Genomic DNA, 16,887 nt, shown 5'->3' with positions numbered 1-16,887 from the left:
GCTACAAAAGATCGTGATCAAAATGCCTAGCCAAGCACTACCAGGCGATTGGGCAACTCATTGCGCACATGGGTCACCGGCACATGAACCTTGAGTAACTCGCCGCACGCCTCGACGCAGTTGACGAACCCCTGCAACGTCTGTCCTTGCCGCACTTGTTGGGTGAACGTCGCGACAATCGCGTCCCAGTTCTTGTCGTCCAGGCGACTGGAGATCCCTTCATCTACCAGGATTTCTACATAGCGCTCGGCCTCACAGACGAATATCAACATACCAGTGCGGCCTACCGTGTGGTGCAGGTTTTGCTCCAGGAACTGTCGCCGCGCCAGGTTGGAAGCACGCCAGTGCCGCACCGTGCGCGGGATGAGGTGGGTGGTGATTTTCGGCAGGCGGAACACCAGGCACAGGACGATGAAACTGATCCATTGCACCAGCAGCAGGCTGTGCAGGGTCAACCACCCCGTCAGGTAATGCACGATACCCGGCACCACCAGCGCCAGCAGACTGGCCCAGAGCAGCGGGATGTACGCATAGTCGTCGGCGCGGGCCGCGAGCACGGTCACCAGCTCCGCGTCGGTGTCGCGCTCGACCCGGGCAATGGCCTCGGCCACTTTGCGTTGTTCATGTTCAGTGAGTAATGCCATGTCTTGAAGATGCCTGTTCGCTATTGTTTTTATCACCAGCCGCCCGACGAACCACCGCCCCCGAAACTGCCCCCGCCGCCGCTGAAGCCACCGCCGCCACCGCCGCCGAAACCTCCACCGCCGAAACCGCCTCCGGAGCCGCCCGAACCCCCACGGCCGGCGGGAAGGATACCGAGCATCTGGCAGACAAACACAGTCAGGATGAACAGCAGCACCAAAAACACGAAGATACCCGGATGCCGCGAGACGAAATCGCCCTCCGGATCGCCTCTGGATTCATAGGCGGTCGATGGCTCGTCCAGGGCGTTGCCACCCAGCACCACCAACATCGCCGCCACCCCGTCGCTGATACCTTTGCTGAAGTGACCGGCCTTGAAGGACGGGGTGATGACCTGATGGATGATCACCGAGCTCTGCGCATCGGTCAGGCGATCTTCCAGGCCATAACCGACTTCGATGCGCAGTTTGCGCTCATCACGGGCCACGATCAGCAAGGCTCCGTTGTTCTTGTCCTTCTGCCCGATCCCCCAGTAGCGCCCCAGTTGATAGCCGAAATCGGCGATGTCGGTGCCCTGCAAGTCCGGCACCGTGACCACGACCACCTGCTCGCCGGTGGCTTTTTCATGAGCCTGAAGCTGCTGCGTCAGTTGCTCGCGCACCGCTGGCTCAATCATCTGGGCGTTATCCACCACCCGGCCGGTCAGCTGCGGAAACTTCAATTCGGCCTGGGCCGCCAGGGCAACCAACCAGACCAACAGCATCAGGCCTATCTTCAACGCTCGCATTGGCAACCTCGACAGCACCGACGGCAATTCAGAATTTGACCTCGGGCGCCTTCTCCGAACCCGGCGTGGCTTCGAAGGTCTCGCGAATCGGCAGATTGCTGTACATCACGCTGTGCCACAGGCGTCCGGGGAACGTGCGGATTTCGGTGTTGTACTTCTGCACCGCGAGAATGAAATCGCGGCGGGCGACGGCGATGCGGTTCTCGGTACCTTCAAGTTGCGATTGCAGGGCCAGGAAGTTCTGGTTGGCCTTGAGGTCCGGGTAGCGCTCGGAGACCACCATCAACCGGCTCAACGCACCACTGAGCTGATCCTGGGCCTGTTGGTATTGCTTGAGTTTTGCCGGGTCGTCCAGGGTCGAAGCATCGACCTGGATCGACGTGGCCTTGGCCCGGGCTTCGATCACGGCGGTCAGGGTTGCCTCTTCGTGCTTGGCGTAGCCCTTGACGGTCTCCACCAGATTGGGAATCAGGTCGGCACGGCGCTGATACTGGTTTTGCACCTGGCCCCAGGCAGCCTTGGCCTGTTCATCGAGGGTCGGAATATTGTCGATGCCGCAGGCAGTCAGCAATGTGGCCAGCACCAGCAGCGTGGCGACCTGCAAGCGAGAACGGTAGGTTGGACTGACATTCATCAGGATGATGCTCCGTTGTACATTTAGTGAAAAAACCGACCGTGAAACCTTCTGAGTCGGCTCTTGGGGCATAATCGCCCGCGCCTCTGGATTGCAACGGGCCGATGGGCTAAAAAGAGCCCCTGCGCAAAGACACATCCGATTCGGCTGCCGTATTTTGGCTGTCGTTTATCGAGTCTGCACCCGAACAACAATAGTCGCTCCCTAAATTTTGGCTGGCCGGCGTGTGTATTCGCCGTTTGGGCCCTTGAGAAAACTATTCATGAAGAAGCTGTGTTTGCTGGGCCTGCTCGTCAGCCTGGCCAGTCATAACGTATTGGCCGCCACGACACCCGCACCCCTGGAGAACAAGGACGCCTTCATCAGCAAACTGATGAAGCAAATGACCCTCGATGAAAAAATCGGCCAGTTACGCCTGATCAGCATCGGCCCGGAAATGCCCCGGGAGCTGATCCGCAAGGAAATCGCGGCCGGCAAGATCGGTGGTACGTTCAACTCGATCACCCGCCCGGAAAACCGCCCGATGCAGGACGCGGCGATGCGCAGCCGGCTGAAGATCCCGATGTTCTTCGCCTATGACGTGATCCACGGCCACCGCACCATTTTCCCGATCCCGCTGGCCCTGGCCTCGAGCTGGGACATGGATGCCATCGGCCTGTCCGGGCGCATCGCCGCCAAGGAAGCCGCGGCTGACAGCCTCGACATCACCTTCGCGCCGATGGTCGACATCTCCCGCGACCCGCGCTGGGGTCGCACGTCCGAAGGCTTCGGCGAAGACACTTATCTCGTCTCGCGGATTGCCGGCGTGATGGTCAAGGCGTTCCAGGGCGCCGGCGCGAATGCCGCCGACAGCATCATGGCCAGCGTCAAGCACTTCGCCTTGTACGGCGCGGTCGAGGGCGGTCGCGACTACAACGTGGTCGACATGAGCCCGGTCAAGATGTACCAGGATTACCTGCCGCCCTACCGCGCCGCCATTGACGCCGGCGCTGGCGGGGTGATGGTCGCGCTGAACTCGATCAACGGCGTGCCGGCCACCGCCAACACCTGGCTGATGAATGACCTGCTGCGCAAGGAGTGGGGCTTCAAGGGGCTGGCGGTCAGTGACCACGGCGCGATTTTCGAACTGATCAAGCACGGCGTGGCCGCTGACGGTCGCGAAGCGGCGAAGCTGGCGATCAAGGCCGGCATCCACATGAGCATGAACGACACGCTCTATGGCAAAGAGCTGCCGGGGCTGTTGAAGTCTGGCGAGATCAAGCAAAGCGATATCGACAACGCCGTACGTGCCGTACTGGGCGCCAAGTACGACATGGGCCTGTTCAAGGACCCGTACCTGCGCATCGGCAAGGCCGAGGATGACCCGGCCGACACCTACGCCGACAGTCGCCTGCACCGCGCCGAAGCCCGCGATGTGGCGCGTCGCAGCCTGGTGCTGCTGAAGAACCGGAACGAGACCCTGCCGCTGAAGAAAACCGCGAAAATCGCGCTGGTCGGTCCGCTGGCCAAGGCGCCGATCGACATGATGGGCAGTTGGGCCGCCGCCGGGAAACCCGCGCAATCGGTGACCCTGTTCGACGGCATGAACGCCGCCGTCGCCGACAAGGCAACGCTGATCTACGCCCGTGGCGCCAACATCACCAACGACAAGAAAGTCCTCGATTACCTGAACTTCCTCAACTTCGATGCACCGGAAGTGGTGGATGACCCGCGCCCGGCCCATGAGCTGATCGACGAAGCGGTCAAGGCCGCCAAGGATGCCGATGTCGTGGTGGCCGCCGTGGGTGAATCCCGGGGCATGTCCCACGAATCCTCGAGCCGCACCGACATCAATATCCCGGAAAACCAGCGTGAGCTGATCCGTGCCTTGAAAGCCACCGGCAAACCGCTGGTGCTGGTGTTGATGAACGGCCGTCCGCTGTCGATTCTCGAAGAGAAGGAACAGGCTGACGCGATCCTGGAAACCTGGTTCAGCGGCACCGAAGGCGGCAACGCCATCGCCGACGTGCTGTTCGGCGACTACAACCCGTCCGGCAAACTGCCGATCACCTTCCCGCGTTCGGTGGGGCAGATTCCGACCTACTACAACCACCTGACCATTGGCCGGCCGTTCACGCCGGGCAAACCGGGCAACTACACCTCGCAGTATTTCGATGACACCACCGGCCCCCTGTACCCGTTCGGCTATGGCCTGAGCTACACCGACTTCAGCCTGAGCGAGATGGCCCTGTCATCGACCACGCTGAACAAGACCGGCAAGCTCGACGCCAGCGTCACGGTGAAAAACACTGGCCAGCGTGATGGCGAAACCGTGGTGCAGCTGTACATCCAGGACGTGACCGGCTCAATGATCCGGCCGATCAAGGAACTGAAGAACTTCCAGAAAGTGATGCTCAAGGCCGGCGAACAGAAGGTCGTGCACTTCACCATCACCGAGGACGACCTGAAGTTCTTCAACGCCCAGCTCAAGTACGCGGCGGAACCGGGCAAGTTCAACGTGCAGATCGGCCTGGATTCCGAGGACGTGACGCAGCAGAGCTTTGAACTGCTGTAATCCTTAGAGCTGCATGAAGTACCTGTGGGAGCGAGTTCGCTCCCACAGTGGTTTTGGGTGTAGCACCTATCCCCGCCGATCCAGCAGATTCACCACCAGCCGATCCACCCATCCCCATACCCTCTGCTTCACCCGCCGCCACAGCGGTCGGCGCTTCCACGACTCCAGGCTCACTTCCTGGCTCAAGGCGAAGTCGTTTTCGAAACTCGCCTTCACCGCCCGGGTCAGTCCGGCGTCCAGTGATTCAAGGTTGGCTTCGAGGTTGAAACGCAAATTCCAGTGATCGAAATTGCACGAGCCGATGCTTACCCAGTCATCGATCAGAACCATTTTCAAATGCAGGAAGCAGGGCTGGTACTCAAAAATCCTCACCCCGGACTTGAGCAGTCGCGGGTAGTAGCGATGCCCGGCATAGCGCACGGAAGGGTGATCGGTGCGCGGCCCGGTCAGCAGCAGCCGCACATCGACACCGCGGCTGGCCGCGCGACGCAATGAACGCCGGACTCTCCAGGTCGGCAGAAAATAAGGGGTGGCGAGCCAGACTCGCTTGTGCCCGCTGTTCAAGGCACGAACTAGCGAATGCAGGATGTCCCGATGCTGACGGGCGTCGGCATAGGCGACCCGGCCCATGCCCTCACCCGTGGAGGGCACCCGCGGCAAGCGCGGCAGGCCGAAGTGCGAGGCGGGTTTCCAGGCGCGGCGATGGCGGTTGGCGATCCATTGCCGATCGAACAGCAACTGCCAGTCAAGGACCAGCGGCCCCGTGATTTCCACCATCACCTCGTGCCACTCACTGACATCCTCGCCCGGCGTCCAGAATTCATCGGTGACACCGGTGCCGCCGACCACCGCCAGGCTCTGGTCCACCAGCAACAGCTTGCGGTGATCGCGGTAGAAATTACCGACCCAACGCCGCCAGCTCAGGCGATTGTAGAAACGCAGCTCGACCCCGGCGGCCATCAGGCGCTGACGCAGGTTCAACGTGAAGGCCAGGCTGCCGTAATCATCGAACAGGCAACGCACCCGCACACCGCGCCCGGCGGCCTGGACCAACGCCTGAACCATCGCCTCGGCGCAGGCACCCGCCTCCACCAGGTACAACTCCAGTTCGACTTGCTCTTCGGCACGGGCAATCGCCACCAGCATGCGCGGAAAAAACTGCGGGCCGTCGATCAGCAGTTCGAAGTGGTTGCCTTCACGCCAGGGAAAGACGGGGCCGGCCATGTCAGCGCGCCGTGAAGATCAGGACGGCACCCACCGGCACCGACAGGCTGATCGCCGACAGCCCGGCGAGCTTGCGCAACGCTTCCAGGCCGGGGGCCAGGTCGAAGTCTTCGGCATTGATCACCACCGGCTCCAGCGTCACCACCTGAAAGCGCCGGTCATCGAGACGGGTCGCCAGCAACTCGGTGTTGTAGGTGTGTTGCTGGCCATGCAGGTTGACGGTGAGCGGCAAGCGCAGTTCCAGCTGCGCACCGGGGGCAAGATCGTTGATCGGGCGCAGATCGATCTGCGTGGTGATCAGCGCTTCGGGAAACTTGTCGATCTCGAACAGCTCTTTGCGCATGCGCTCGTCGCGCAACGGAATGCCGCTGTTGATCGATTCAAGCTCGACCTCCACCTCAGCCACCCCTTTGGGATCGACCTTGCCGTGCAACACCAGAAAGCGCTGCACTTCGGAAACATTGGCGTTTTTGGTGCTGACGAACGACAGCCGCGAAGACTCGCCGTCCAGGTACCAGTTGGCCTGGGCCGACAACGAAGCGCCGGCCAACAGCAGGATGGAGAAGCTTTTGATGATGGAACGCTTGAACATAGTGACTCGTGGGGCAGATAAACCTGTGCTGAACCTTAACTGCCCTGACACAGGTTGCAAACATTAATGCCAAAGAGCCTGAATTAAAGGCACGCGTCTGTGGCAAGCCCCCTCGCCCAAAAAAAGCGTCGATTCAGTCAAGGCGACAGCCCTGACGCTCACCGATCCACACGGAACTGTTGCTGCGTCCCAAACCGCTGACGGTAACGCGCTTGCTGGCGGCGTCATCGGTAAAGCCGCTGATGGGCAGCCACTGTTTCACGTAGCCACGGCAGTACTCGGCGCCGTTGTTCATCACGTAGCGGCACGAGCAATATTCCTTGGCGGTGTAGGCGCTGATGATGTCCGGGAACGCCGACAGCGCCACCCGCTCCCGCCAGATCCAGCCGGACAAGACGATCAGCACAATCAACAGCAAGGTGCTGAACGGCCGGCGACGAACGAAGCTGCGTCGGTTCATGGCTGCACCTTGCCGCCAAAGGCCTTGAGCGCGAGTTTGAGTAATTGGTTGTGTTGGTAACTGTCGTCGCGGTCATCGCCGTAGCGCACGATCACCAGGTTTTCGCTGGGGATCACGTACATCGCCTGCCCCCAGTGTCCTAGCGCGGCGAAGGTGTCCGCGGGTGCGTCGGGCCAGGGCCGGGGCGCGCCCTCCACGTCGCGGTTGAGCCACCAGTGGCCGCCGGGCACGGCGTCGTCCTGCCTGGCGTGATAGCGGGCGAAGGGTTCGCGGTTGAAGGCCACCCAATCCTTGGGCAGCAACTGGCGCTCGCCCCAGCGCCCGTCGCGGGCCATCAACAGACCGACCCGCGCCAGATCCCGCGCGGTGAGGTAGGCGTAAGACGAGGCGACGAAGACACCCGTGGCGTCGGTTTCCCAGATGGCATGGCGAATGCCCAGGGGATCAAACAGCGCGGTCCACGGATAGTCTGCATAGCGGGCCGGACCGACGATGCCCTTCAGCGCAGCGGACAACAGACCGCTGTCACCGCTGGAGTAACGAAACACCTGACCCGGCGCGGCGTACGCGTCCTGATCGACGGTAAACGCCGCCATGTCGCGGTGCCCACGGGTGTAGAGCATCGCTACCACCGAGGATTTCAATGGCGCGTATTCGTAGTCTTCCTGCCAGTCCAGGCCCGAGGCCCAGTGCAGCAGGTCGGCCATGGTCATGTCAGGGTGTTTTTTCAGTGGCGGGTAGAACTTCGCCACCGGGTCCTGCAGATTGAACCGGCCTTCGCCGTAGGCCACGCCCAGCACCGTGGCCATCAGGCTCTTGCTGATGGACCAGGTCAGGTGTGGCGTTGCGGCGGTGGTCGGGCCAGCGTAACGCTCGAAGATCAACTGGCCATCGCGAATCACCAGCAAGGCATCGGTGCGGACACCCTGGCGAGTGGTGTCGTTGCGCGGTGGGAAGGCGTAATTCTCAAACGTCCGAAGCGCCGGCCCGGTGACGCTCGGGCCGGGTGACCACTGTTCGCCAGGCCAGTTTTCCGCGTGGACCGCGAGACTGAACAGCAGCACTACAAACAACGACAGGCCTTTGGGCATGGCGGGTGCTCGTGGGGATTAACCTTCTGAGCCTAGTCGAGGTTGATGACAGTTTTGAAAATTGCATTGCCGGAACGATGGCTATCGCGAGCGAGCTCGCTCCCACACGTTTTTTGGGTGAATGAAATATTGTTCATGGCACAAAACCTGTGGGAGCGAGCTTGCTCGCGATGGGGCCAGTCAGATCGCCGCCAATGCTTTGGCAAGACGCTTGCCACGTGCCCCCGCCGCCAGATCCATCACCGCCTGATCGCGCTGCCACATCGCCGCCCACTGTGGCGGGCCTTCGGCCAGCGCTTGATTGATTTCAGCCTTGAGCCCCTCGAACTGCGCAAACAAGCCGCCGAGCAACACATGCCCGCACGGATTGTTCGGTGCCTGGCGGCTGACTTCCGCGCACCCGGCCTGCAGCGCCAGCAAGCGCAGTTGCAAGGCTTGCGGCCAATCACTGTCCTGGCCGACGCCGTACAGCCACGCCGTCATGGCGCTCAACACATAGATGTCTTCCAGGGTTCGGAACGGTTTGACGTAGGCGCCCCAACCGTCCCCGGCCAGCAACTCGCACAAAGCGTTGTCCAGAAACACCCGGCCATGGCTGACGTCCGGCATCAACGGGATCGCCGCCAGTTTTTCCACTCGCACGCCCGGTTCACCGGGATACACCACCGCCAGGCTCAGACACGGATCGTCGCCGGGGGCCTCACTGCGCGCAGCGATCAACAGCCAGTCGGCGGCATCGCCAGCGGTGACAAAGTCCTTGCGCCCGCTCAAGCGCAAATCGTGCAGACGGGTTTGCATGTCCGCCACTCGCAGGCTGCGCTGCTCAGTGGCGCATAACGCGCCGAGGCTCGACGGCGCGCTCGGCCACAACATGCGCAAGGCGGCTTGATACCCCACCAGAAATGCCAGCCCCGGGGTCGCCATCATCCGCCCCCCCGCCACCGCCAAATCAAAGGGTGTGACCGTGCCCAAGAGGTGCAACAAGGTCGCGAAGCCCTCACCCAGGTCCGGGTTGGCGGGCAAGCGATCGCGGCGAATCAACAGGGTTTGCCAGGGCATAAGAGGCTCCTTGTGGGCTGTCATATAAGCATCACCAAAGCTTAACGGCGATGACACCGGCGCTACATAGCCTGACTTTGCACAACACGGCTGCATAAAGAAAGTCGACCGGCTGCACCCAAAGACGAGTGAACAGCCCGCACGGAGATTCGCCATGACTCAGATCGCCCGCATCAGCGACACCGGCAACGAACGCCGCCTGCAAGCCGAACGCCTGGTCGGCATCGAGGCTCTGCAGGAAGCCCAGGCCCTGCGCTTCAACGTGTTCAGCGGCGAATTCAACGCCACACTCAAGGGCGCGGAACTGGGTCTGGACATGGATGACTACGATGTTCACTGCGCCCACATCGGCGTACGTGACCTCAACACCGGGCGCCTGGTGGCCACCACTCGTTTGCTCGATCACACCGCCGCCAGCAGCCTGGGCAGGTTTTACAGCGAAGAAGAATTCAGCCTGCACGGCCTGATCCATCTGCAAGGCCCAATCCTGGAAATCGGCCGCACCTGCGTCGATCCGGCCTACCGCAACGGCGGCACCATCGCCGTGCTCTGGAGCGAACTGGCCGAAGTGCTGAACCAGGGTGGCTACAGCTACTTGATGGGGTGCGCGAGCATTCCGATGCAGGACGGCGGGATTCAGGCCCACGCGATCATGCAGCGCCTGCGCGAACGCTACCTGTGCACCGAGCACCTGCGGGCCGAACCGAAGAAGCCACTGCCGACCCTCGATATTCCATCGAACGTGATCGCCGAAATGCCGCCGCTGCTCAAGGCCTACATGCGCCTGGGCGCAAAAATCTGCGGCGAGCCATGCTGGGACGAAGACTTCCAGGTTGCCGATGTGTTCATCCTGCTCAAGCGCGATGAGCTCTGCCCGCGTTACGCCAAACACTTCAAGGCGGCTGTGTGATGCGTCGGTTGCGCGTGTACGCGCGAATCGCGCGGGTGCTGCTGGTGGTCGGGCTCGGCCTGAGCATGGCCACCGTGTTCGGGGTGTTCGAGCGCCTGGGCATGGCGCACTCGATGGAGCGCCGTCAGCGCTGGTCGCGTTTTTTCATGGCGCGCCTGAGCAACGCCCTGCCCTTCGACGTGACGGTGCAAGGGGAACTGCCGAAGACGTCGATGCTCTGGGTCAGCAACCATGTGTCCTGGACCGACATCCCGTTGCTGGGGATGCTCACGCCGTTGTCGTTCCTGTCCAAGGCCGAAGTGCGGACCTGGCCGGTGGCGGGTTGGCTGGCGGCCAAGGCCGGCAGTCTGTTCATCCGTCGCGGTTCGGGCGACAGCCAGTTGATCCGCAAACAGATGACTCGCCACCTGGAGCAGGCACACCCGCTGCTGATGTTCCCGGAAGGCACCACCACCGATGGCCGTTCGCTGCGCACCTTTCACGGTCGCTTGTTGTCGGCGGCGATTGATTCCGAAGTGAAGCTGCAACCGGTGGCGATTCGTTATGTGCGTGACGGTGAGCCTTGCATGCTGGCGCCGTTCATTGGCGAAGATGATTTGCTGTCGCACCTGATGCGTTTGTTTGCCAACGACCGGGGGCAAGTGGAAATCCATCTGCTCAAGCCGATCGCTTGCGAAGGTCGCGAACGCGCGGCGCTGGCGTTCGAGGCACAGCAGGCGGTGCAGAAGGCATTGTTCGGGGCGATTCCGGAAACACAACCGGTCCCGATGCGCCCCGCCATCGCGGCCTGAACACATCCCCCCCTGTGGGAGCTGGCTTGCCAGCTCCCACAGTGATCTATGTTGTCGGATGGTTCTGCGCAAACGCCTGAAGCTGCGGATAGAACAACCGGAAGTCCTCGCTCAACGGCTCGTACAACATCCGCAACTCCTGCATCGCGGCGGCCAGTTCCTCAGGCCGGGTCAACCGCCGGGAAATCCCCCTCAGCACCTGCTCCAGCACCTCAAACTCCCGGTAAGACCCCAACCAGTCATTGGCCACCATGTGCGGTGCGATTTTCGCCAGCCGTTCGGGCAACTGCCGTTCACTGGACAACACCCGGTATACGTCCGAGGTGAAATGCTCCAGCGGCCGATCTGCGTACAGCACCCAGTCTCGCGCCAGGCAGTGGTCAAAAAACACGTCGAGGACGATCCCGGCATAGCGCCTGCGCGTCAGGGAAAACCGCGACAACGAAGCATCCACCAACGGGTGGCGATCGGTGAACACGTCGATGCTGCGATGCAGTTGGATGGCCGTTTCGATCTCCGGATCGAACTGCCCTTGCAGCCGTCCCTTGACGAAATCGCCATACAGACTGCCGAGCAGTTGACCGGGACGCTGGCCACCGAGGTGAAGATGTGCGAGATAGTTCATGGTCGCAGCTTAGCACTGCCCCTTGTATCGACACACCAACGTATCGTTATAACTCGATATGCCGAAATGTGAGCGGGTCAGACCCAAATCATATTTGTATATCGCGAAATACCGATTTAAAGTTCGCCCCATCGCGATATAGCGTTTTAATCATCACGAGCCCACACCCATGACCCTCAATCTCGACGAAATAATAAAAGCCCTGGCGCACCCGGTACGGCGAGAAATCCTGCACTGGCTCAAAGACCCGGACGTCGAATTTCCAGACCAGACCCACAGCAACGAGCACGGCGTTTGCGCCGGGCAGATCGATCAACGTTGCGGCTTGTCGCAGTCCACGGTGTCCGCGCACCTGGCGACCCTGCAACGCGCCGGCCTGATCAGCAGCCGCAAAGTCGGCCAGTGGCATTTCTTCAAACGCAACGAGGAAACCATCCAGGAGTTCCTCAAGACCTTCAGCAAAGAGCTCTGACCCTTAAAGTCAGCCAAAAGGGAATTCACCAATGCCTCTCTCGCTACTCATCCTGGCCTTGAGCGCCTTCGCCATCGGCACCACGGAGTTCGTCATCATGGGCTTGCTGCCCAACGTGGCGGCCGACCTCGGTGTGTCGATCCCCGGTGCCGGCTGGCTGGTGACCGGGTACGCCCTGGGCGTGGCCATCGGCGCGCCGTTCATGGCGCTGGCCACCGCCAAACTGCCGCGCAAGGCTGCGCTGGTGGCGTTGATGGGCATATTCATTATCGGCAACCTGCTGTGCGCGGTGGCCAGTGACTACAACGTGCTGATGCTCGCCCGTGTGGTGACAGCGCTGTGCCACGGTGCCTTCTTCGGCATTGGCTCGGTGGTGGCGGCGGGCCTGGTGCCGGCGAACAAACGTGCATCGGCCGTGGCTTTGATGTTCACCGGCCTGACCCTGGCCAACGTCCTCGGCGTGCCGCTGGGCACCGCGCTCGGTCAGGAAGCCGGCTGGCGCTCGACCTTCTGGGCGGTGACGGTCATCGGTGTGATCGCGCTGATCGGCCTGATTCGTTTTCTGCCGGCCAAGCGCGATGAAGAAACACTCGACATGCGCGCCGAACTGCGTGCCCTCAAAGGCGCCGGCATCTGGTTGTCCCTGAGCATGACCGTGCTGTTCGCCGCCTCGGTGTTCACCCTCTTTACCTACGTCGCGCCGCTGCTGGGCGAAGTCACCGGCGTCTCGCCCCGTGGCGTGACCTGGAGCCTGATGCTGATCGGCCTGGGCCTGACCGTCGGCAACATCATCGGCGGCAAACTGGCGGACAAAGGCCTGGCCGCGACGCTGATCGGCGTCTTCATCGCCATGGCCGTGGTCTCCACCGTACTGACCTGGACCAGCGTCGCGCTGATCCCCACCGAAATCACCCTGTTCCTCTGGGCCACCGCGTGTTTCGCCGCCGTGCCGGCCCTGCAAGTCAACGTGGTGACCTACGGCAAGGCCGCGCCGAACCTGGTGTCGACCCTGAACATCGGCGCATTCAACGTCGGCAACGCACTCGGCGCCTGGATCGGCGGCAGCGTGATTGCCCACGGCTTCGGCCTGACCAGCGTGCCACTCGCCGCAGCGGCACTGGCGGTGCTCGCCCTGCTGGCCACCCTGATCACTTTCCGCCAGAGCGGCAATCCCGAACTGGCTCCTGCGACTAACTGATTAACCATTACCTCACGAGGGTTTTAACGAATGACGACTATTTTCGATCCGATCAAACTGGGCGACCTGGAACTGTCCAACCGCATCATCATGGCCCCGTTGACCCGCTGCCGCGCCGACGAAGGCCGAGTGCCGAACGCGCTGATGGCCGAGTACTACGTACAACGCGCCTCTGCCGGCCTGATCCTCAGCGAGGCCACTTCGGTCACGCCGATGGGCGTCGGCTACCCGGACACCCCGGGCATCTGGTCCAACGATCAGGTACGCGGCTGGACCAACGTCACCAAAGCGATCCATGGCGCCGGCGGCAAGATCTTCCTGCAACTGTGGCACGTTGGCCGGATCTCCCATGAGTCGTACCTGAACGGCGAAAAACCGGTCGCGCCAAGCGCCATCCAGCCAAAGGGTCACGTCAGCCTGGTTCGCCCATTGTCCGACTACCCGACCCCGCGCGCCCTGGAAACCGCTGAAATCGCCGACATCGTCGACGCCTACCGCGTCGGTGCCGAGAACGCCAAGGCCGCCGGTTTCGACGGCGTGGAAATCCACGGCGCCAACGGCTACCTGCTCGACCAGTTCCTGCAAAGCAGCACCAACCAGCGCACCGACCACTACGGCGGCTCCCTGGAAAACCGTGCACGCCTGTTGCTGGAAGTGACCGACGCCGCGATCGAAGTCTGGGGTCCTGGCCGCGTCGGTGTACACCTGTCGCCACGTGCCGACTCCCATGACATGGGCGACGACAACCTGGCCGAGACCTTCACCTACGTGGCCCGTGAACTGGGCAAGCGCGGCATCGCCTTTATCTGCTCGCGCGAGAAAGAAGGCGCCGACAGCCTCGGCCCACAAATCAAGGAAGCCTTCGGCGGCCCATACATCATCAACGAACGCTTCACCAAGGACAGCGCCAACGCCTGGCTGGCCGCCGGCAAGGCTGACGCCGTCGCTTTCGGCGTACCGTTCATTGCCAACCCGGACCTGCCGGCACGCCTGAAGGCCGACGCGCCGCTCAACGAAGCGCGTCCGGAACTGTTCTACGCCAAGGGCCCGGTCGGCTACATCGACTACCCGACGCTGTAATCGTCACCCGCTGAAATGCCAAAGCCCCGACTTGAGAGAGTTGGGGCTTTTTGTTGCCCTTGACAGCAACCCGACCCGGATGCTCAAGGTGTCCTCAGTCCCAGGACAGCGGACACCTTGCCGTCTGCACCCTCTTGTGCCAGTGCGCCTTTTGTTTGGTTTCGTTTAATTACGAAACCGCAATATCGGATGACGCCGTAGGACCTTGTAGGCAAACTCCGAATCTTGCGTTTGGGCACTTTGATGCCTTGTTGCGCTTTTCTTTGACGGGATAGGCTCCGGACGTCGCTGACCCATTCAGCGATCGGGCTTGGAAACCCGTCGAAATTGAACGCAACAGTTTGCCCGTCACGATATTGAGTCATGGCGGCTGTGCGCGGGACGTCTTCGGGCGTGCCGGTTTCCTAATTTCCCGGTTTTCCAACCTGCGCACAGCTGCCACCCATTCGCTTGGAAACGAATGCGACAGCCCTTCAAATTAGGAACTTCACCATGGCTAAAACAAATCCAATCGATCCCTCAGAACTCAAAACCATCGGCTTAACCCCTTTCATTTACTGCTCGAACCAGGCGCTGTTTCATGTCAGCCGTGGCGTGCCCCTCGCCGACGCGTTAGCCCAGGCCTCCAATCTGCTCTTCCTGGTCAAGGAGCTCGCCGTCGACGCCGCCTACGCCAAAGACACCGACCGCCACGCCTGGGCCGCCCATTACCTGACAGCGATGAGCAAAGCGGTGATCGATGATGTGGCGAAGGTGCTGGATCGAGAGGCTGATCGTGAGCGCACGGGCGTAACGCCATAAGGACGGCTCATGGGCGTAAAAAAGCCGCGTACGAACGCGGCTTTTTCAGCTGCGAAATTGCGCTCCACTTGATTGCCCGCTTGCATTCGAACTGACCCTTCACTTGCATTGGTTCTGACCAGCGATTGCATCGGATTTGACCAGCACGCGTTGTAACCATGATCGGCAGAGAACGGCCGATTCTGTTGAAAAAGTCGGCCATGGTTTCCACGGCGGAAAAGTACGCGCTTGAGATTGAAATCTTTACTTTGAACAGAGGATTCCGGGCTCAGATTTCGCGTAGCTGCGCGCAAAAAAGGCATTTTCAGCAGCCAGTACGAGGGCAGTCTGGAAGGACCGACTTTTTCAACAGAATCGGCCAAAAGCGGTCAGTGACAATATTTGTAAAGGCTACCGTGACAACCGTTCAGCTTAGAAAGCAGAAGTACATCTGTCTGAAGTGGCGAAACAGCTGCCAAAACCATCGGGTAAAAAAAGCCGCCAAAAATGGCAGCAAGATAAGCGCGCGAGGTGTTGCTGGCACTGGAGGAAACCCAAAATGCGTTCAGCGACTACGGCAAGCGCCACCAACGACTATAGTCATTGGTGGGCCAGAGCAAATCCTGCCGTTCTGCTGCAGACCTGGTCCTCAATCCAATACCGCGAAGACACGGCGAACTTCCTCGTGCTTCGTGATGCGGAACGTGAACGTCTCGCTGCCGAAAACACTCAGGCTCAGGCTGCGATCGAGGCATCGTCGCCATTTATAATCCCTTGACGGAGGATGGAGTCATCCCACCGGGCAAGTCGTATCCCCCTGAGTAGACCCCAACCACCCATCTATCAGGGCTCAGGCTATGAACACTTCAGCATTGGATCACGCAAAAGAAACGAATGACGACCTGGTTCAGGGGCCGCTGCCGGCCGGCACTGTCGCGCCCGACTTCACTCTGTACGCAACCCCTGATCAGCCGTTGTCGCTACGCGAGTTAAAGGGAAATCCGGTGATACTGTCGTTTTATCCTGCTGACTGGAGTGCGGTTTGTGGCGACCAACTGACCTTGTACAACCAGTTGCTACCTACATTCAGAGAATACGGTGCGACGCTTCTGGGTATCTCGGTTGATAGCGCCTGGTGTCATCAGGCCTTTGCCAAAGATCGGAGTTTCCACTTCAGCCTGCTGGCCGATTTCGAGCCCAAAGGGGCTGTGGCGCGACAGTATGGAGCGTACGACTCCCACCTGGGGGTTTGTAAGCGAGCGCTGTTCGTGATTGACAAGGAGGGGGTGGTCGCCTGGAGCTACGTCTCCCCGATGGCAATCAATCCCGGGGCGGACGGCATTCTGGATGCGCTGGATGCTCTGGCGAATTCATCACAAAGCACGCCAACCTAAAATTAACAGGTGATCCCATGGCCACTCTCAAAGTCCCGGTAAGTGCCAGCGACCATCGCCAGGGAAGTGCGCATGCCAAGGTCACACTGGTGGAATTTGGCGACTATCAATGTCCCTATTGCGGTGAAGCGTATTGGATGGTCAAGAATCTGCAACAGCATTTTCGCGATGATTTGCTGTTCGTATTCCGAAATTTTCCACTGACCACTGCTCACCCGCATGCGATGGCTGCAGCTGTCACCGCTGAGTTTGCCGGGAGTCGAGGATTCTTCTGGGAGGCTCACGACGAATTGTATGAAAACCAGGATCGATTGGGCCTGCCACTGTTTCGGGCCATCGCTCTAAAACACGGCCTCTCCGACGAAGAACTCTATCTTGCCATGCAAGACGGTACCTACGAATCCAAAATAAAATCCGATTTTAATGGCGGCGTACGCAGCGGCGTGAATGGCACCCCAGCGTTTTACATTGACGGGCTTCGCTATGACGGGGTTCCAGAGTTCACCGAGATGAGTCAGATGATTGAGCTTTCGTTAATGCGTGGGTGAAATCACTAGGCAGCGACATCGGTCTGGCATCACCCACACCGGAGCC

18 protein-coding genes and 1 pseudogene are annotated in these 16,887 nt (G+C 60.9%); 10 read left to right on the top strand and 9 right to left on the bottom strand.

Features of this window, described 5'->3' with window-relative positions:
- Window positions 1–26 precede the first annotated feature (26 nt).
- The 3 genes from GQ39_RS00985 to GQ39_RS00975 are packed head-to-tail and all read right to left on the bottom strand — an operon-like array spanning window position 27 to window position 2,063.
- Window positions 27–644 carry a TPM domain-containing protein gene (locus tag GQ39_RS00985; RefSeq protein ID WP_047526554.1) on the bottom strand — a complete coding sequence of 206 codons (618 nt, stop codon included), beginning with the start codon at window positions 642–644 and terminating at the stop codon, window positions 27–29.
- Between the two features lie 32 nt (window positions 645–676).
- Window positions 677–1,429 carry a TPM domain-containing protein gene (locus GQ39_RS00980; RefSeq protein ID WP_047526552.1) on the bottom strand — a complete coding sequence of 251 codons (753 nt, stop codon included), beginning with the start codon at window positions 1,427–1,429 and terminating at the stop codon, window positions 677–679.
- 28 nt (window positions 1,430–1,457) lie between these two features.
- A complete protein-coding gene (locus GQ39_RS00975; protein WP_047526550.1) occupies window positions 1,458–2,063 on the bottom strand; it encodes a LemA family protein in 606 nt (201 codons plus the stop codon).
- Between the two features lie 262 nt (window positions 2,064–2,325).
- Here GQ39_RS00975 and bglX point away from each other — a divergent pair, with 262 nt between their 5' ends.
- Window positions 2,326–4,617 carry a beta-glucosidase BglX gene (gene bglX, locus GQ39_RS00970; RefSeq protein ID WP_047526548.1) on the top strand — a complete coding sequence of 764 codons (2,292 nt, stop codon included), beginning with the start codon at window positions 2,326–2,328 and terminating at the stop codon, window positions 4,615–4,617.
- A gap of 66 nt (window positions 4,618–4,683) precedes the next feature.
- Here the strand turns inward: bglX and GQ39_RS00965 are convergent, their stop codons facing one another.
- The 5 genes from GQ39_RS00965 to GQ39_RS00945 all read right to left on the bottom strand — a co-directional run bounded on the left by GQ39_RS00965 (window position 4,684) and on the right by GQ39_RS00945 (window position 9,043).
- Window positions 4,684–5,841, bottom strand: a complete 1,158-nt coding sequence (locus tag GQ39_RS00965) for a phospholipase D-like domain-containing protein (protein ID WP_047526545.1) — start codon at window positions 5,839–5,841, stop codon at window positions 4,684–4,686.
- Between the two features lies 1 nt (window position 5,842).
- Complete coding sequence (locus tag GQ39_RS00960; RefSeq protein ID WP_047526541.1) at window positions 5,843–6,433, bottom strand: YceI family protein; 591 nt, start codon at window positions 6,431–6,433, stop codon at window positions 5,843–5,845.
- 133 nt (window positions 6,434–6,566) lie between these two features.
- Window positions 6,567–6,893, bottom strand: coding sequence for a hypothetical protein (locus GQ39_RS00955; RefSeq protein WP_047526539.1), 327 nt, complete (start codon window positions 6,891–6,893; stop codon window positions 6,567–6,569).
- Window positions 6,890–7,984, bottom strand: coding sequence for a serine hydrolase domain-containing protein (locus GQ39_RS00950; RefSeq protein WP_047526537.1), 1,095 nt, complete (start codon window positions 7,982–7,984; stop codon window positions 6,890–6,892). Before GQ39_RS00950 ends, GQ39_RS00955 begins: the two co-directional genes overlap by 4 nt.
- Window positions 7,985–8,164: 180 nt before the next feature.
- Window positions 8,165–9,043 (bottom strand): acyl-CoA dehydrogenase, encoded by an 879-nt coding sequence (locus tag GQ39_RS00945; RefSeq protein ID WP_047526535.1) that lies wholly within the window; start codon window positions 9,041–9,043, stop codon window positions 8,165–8,167.
- A 154-nt stretch (window positions 9,044–9,197) separates the two neighbouring features.
- Here GQ39_RS00945 and olsB point away from each other — a divergent pair, with 154 nt between their 5' ends.
- Together olsB and GQ39_RS00935 are read left to right on the top strand one after the other, a co-directional pair.
- On the top strand, window positions 9,198–9,953 hold the full coding sequence (gene olsB / locus GQ39_RS00940) for an L-ornithine N(alpha)-acyltransferase (RefSeq protein WP_047526532.1): 756 nt from the start codon (window positions 9,198–9,200) through the stop codon (window positions 9,951–9,953).
- Window positions 9,953–10,744: a lysophospholipid acyltransferase family protein gene (locus tag GQ39_RS00935; RefSeq protein WP_047526530.1), complete on the top strand. Its 792-nt coding sequence runs from the start codon at window positions 9,953–9,955 to the stop codon at window positions 10,742–10,744. Before olsB ends, GQ39_RS00935 begins: the two co-directional genes overlap by 1 nt.
- 46 nt (window positions 10,745–10,790) lie before the next feature.
- Here GQ39_RS00935 and GQ39_RS00930 read toward each other — a convergent pair whose 3' ends face one another.
- A complete protein-coding gene (locus tag GQ39_RS00930; RefSeq protein ID WP_047526529.1) occupies window positions 10,791–11,369 on the bottom strand; it encodes an acyl carrier protein phosphodiesterase in 579 nt (192 codons plus the stop codon).
- A 169-nt stretch (window positions 11,370–11,538) separates the two neighbouring features.
- On the opposite strand from GQ39_RS00930, the gene GQ39_RS00925 reads away from it, so the two are divergent.
- The 7 genes and pseudogenes from GQ39_RS00925 to GQ39_RS00895 all read left to right on the top strand — a co-directional run bounded on the left by GQ39_RS00925 (window position 11,539) and on the right by GQ39_RS00895 (window position 16,841).
- Window positions 11,539–11,841, top strand: a complete 303-nt coding sequence (locus tag GQ39_RS00925; RefSeq protein WP_047526527.1) for an ArsR/SmtB family transcription factor — start codon at window positions 11,539–11,541, stop codon at window positions 11,839–11,841.
- 31 nt (window positions 11,842–11,872) lie between these two features.
- Complete coding sequence (locus GQ39_RS00920) at window positions 11,873–13,039, top strand: MFS transporter (protein ID WP_047526525.1); 1,167 nt, start codon at window positions 11,873–11,875, stop codon at window positions 13,037–13,039.
- Window positions 13,040–13,069: 30 nt separating this feature from the next.
- Complete coding sequence (locus GQ39_RS00915; RefSeq protein ID WP_047526522.1) at window positions 13,070–14,119, top strand: alkene reductase; 1,050 nt, start codon at window positions 13,070–13,072, stop codon at window positions 14,117–14,119.
- Between the two features lie 492 nt (window positions 14,120–14,611).
- Window positions 14,612–14,920 (top strand): DUF3077 domain-containing protein, encoded by a 309-nt coding sequence (locus GQ39_RS00910; RefSeq protein WP_047526520.1) that lies wholly within the window; start codon window positions 14,612–14,614, stop codon window positions 14,918–14,920.
- A gap of 504 nt (window positions 14,921–15,424) precedes the next feature.
- Window positions 15,425–15,650, top strand: a pseudogene (locus tag GQ39_RS33115) (TolC family protein); the annotation flags it as partial.
- Window positions 15,651–15,756: 106 nt separating this feature from the next.
- The gene (locus GQ39_RS00900; RefSeq protein ID WP_052193451.1) at window positions 15,757–16,293 is read left to right on the top strand and encodes a redoxin domain-containing protein; all 537 of its coding nucleotides are present in this window, start codon (window positions 15,757–15,759) and stop codon (window positions 16,291–16,293) included.
- Between the two features lie 17 nt (window positions 16,294–16,310).
- Window positions 16,311–16,841: a DsbA family protein gene (locus GQ39_RS00895; RefSeq protein ID WP_047526518.1), complete on the top strand. Its 531-nt coding sequence runs from the start codon at window positions 16,311–16,313 to the stop codon at window positions 16,839–16,841.
- Window positions 16,842–16,887 lie beyond the last annotated feature (46 nt).

The sequence above is a fragment of the Pseudomonas sp. 11/12A genome, assembly GCF_000800055.1.
In the GTDB taxonomy this organism is placed as follows: domain Bacteria; phylum Pseudomonadota; class Gammaproteobacteria; order Pseudomonadales; family Pseudomonadaceae; genus Aquipseudomonas; species Aquipseudomonas mohnii.
The sequence above is the reverse complement of the archived record's forward strand: the minus strand, read 5'-3'. Positions and strand labels throughout refer to the sequence as shown.

Excerpts from the sequence above, each read along its gene's own strand:
- GQ39_RS00955 (WP_047526539.1), bottom strand. The coding sequence starts at position 6,893 with ATGAACCGACGCAGCTTCGTTCGTCGCCGGCCGTTCAGCACCTTGCTG.
- GQ39_RS00900 (WP_052193451.1), top strand. The coding sequence starts at position 15,757 with ATGAACACTTCAGCATTGGATCACGCAAAAGAAACGAATGACGACCTG.
- GQ39_RS00915 (WP_047526522.1), top strand. The coding sequence starts at position 13,070 with ATGACGACTATTTTCGATCCGATCAAACTGGGCGACCTGGAACTGTCC.
- GQ39_RS00960 (WP_047526541.1), bottom strand. The coding sequence starts at position 6,433 with ATGTTCAAGCGTTCCATCATCAAAAGCTTCTCCATCCTGCTGTTGGCC.
- olsB (WP_047526532.1), top strand. The coding sequence starts at position 9,198 with ATGACTCAGATCGCCCGCATCAGCGACACCGGCAACGAACGCCGCCTG.
- GQ39_RS00920 (WP_047526525.1), top strand. The coding sequence starts at position 11,873 with ATGCCTCTCTCGCTACTCATCCTGGCCTTGAGCGCCTTCGCCATCGGC.
- GQ39_RS00925 (WP_047526527.1), top strand. The coding sequence starts at position 11,539 with ATGACCCTCAATCTCGACGAAATAATAAAAGCCCTGGCGCACCCGGTA.
- GQ39_RS00965 (WP_047526545.1), bottom strand. The coding sequence starts at position 5,841 with ATGGCCGGCCCCGTCTTTCCCTGGCGTGAAGGCAACCACTTCGAACTG.
- GQ39_RS00980 (WP_047526552.1), bottom strand. The coding sequence starts at position 1,429 with ATGCGAGCGTTGAAGATAGGCCTGATGCTGTTGGTCTGGTTGGTTGCC.
- GQ39_RS00975 (WP_047526550.1), bottom strand. The coding sequence starts at position 2,063 with ATGAATGTCAGTCCAACCTACCGTTCTCGCTTGCAGGTCGCCACGCTG.
- bglX (WP_047526548.1), top strand. The coding sequence starts at position 2,326 with ATGAAGAAGCTGTGTTTGCTGGGCCTGCTCGTCAGCCTGGCCAGTCAT.
- GQ39_RS00930 (WP_047526529.1), bottom strand. The coding sequence starts at position 11,369 with ATGAACTATCTCGCACATCTTCACCTCGGTGGCCAGCGTCCCGGTCAA.
- GQ39_RS00950 (WP_047526537.1), bottom strand. The coding sequence starts at position 7,984 with ATGCCCAAAGGCCTGTCGTTGTTTGTAGTGCTGCTGTTCAGTCTCGCG.
- GQ39_RS00895 (WP_047526518.1), top strand. The coding sequence starts at position 16,311 with ATGGCCACTCTCAAAGTCCCGGTAAGTGCCAGCGACCATCGCCAGGGA.
- GQ39_RS00935 (WP_047526530.1), top strand. The coding sequence starts at position 9,953 with ATGCGTCGGTTGCGCGTGTACGCGCGAATCGCGCGGGTGCTGCTGGTG.
- GQ39_RS00945 (WP_047526535.1), bottom strand. The coding sequence starts at position 9,043 with ATGCCCTGGCAAACCCTGTTGATTCGCCGCGATCGCTTGCCCGCCAAC.
- GQ39_RS00985 (WP_047526554.1), bottom strand. The coding sequence starts at position 644 with ATGGCATTACTCACTGAACATGAACAACGCAAAGTGGCCGAGGCCATT.
- GQ39_RS00910 (WP_047526520.1), top strand. The coding sequence starts at position 14,612 with ATGGCTAAAACAAATCCAATCGATCCCTCAGAACTCAAAACCATCGGC.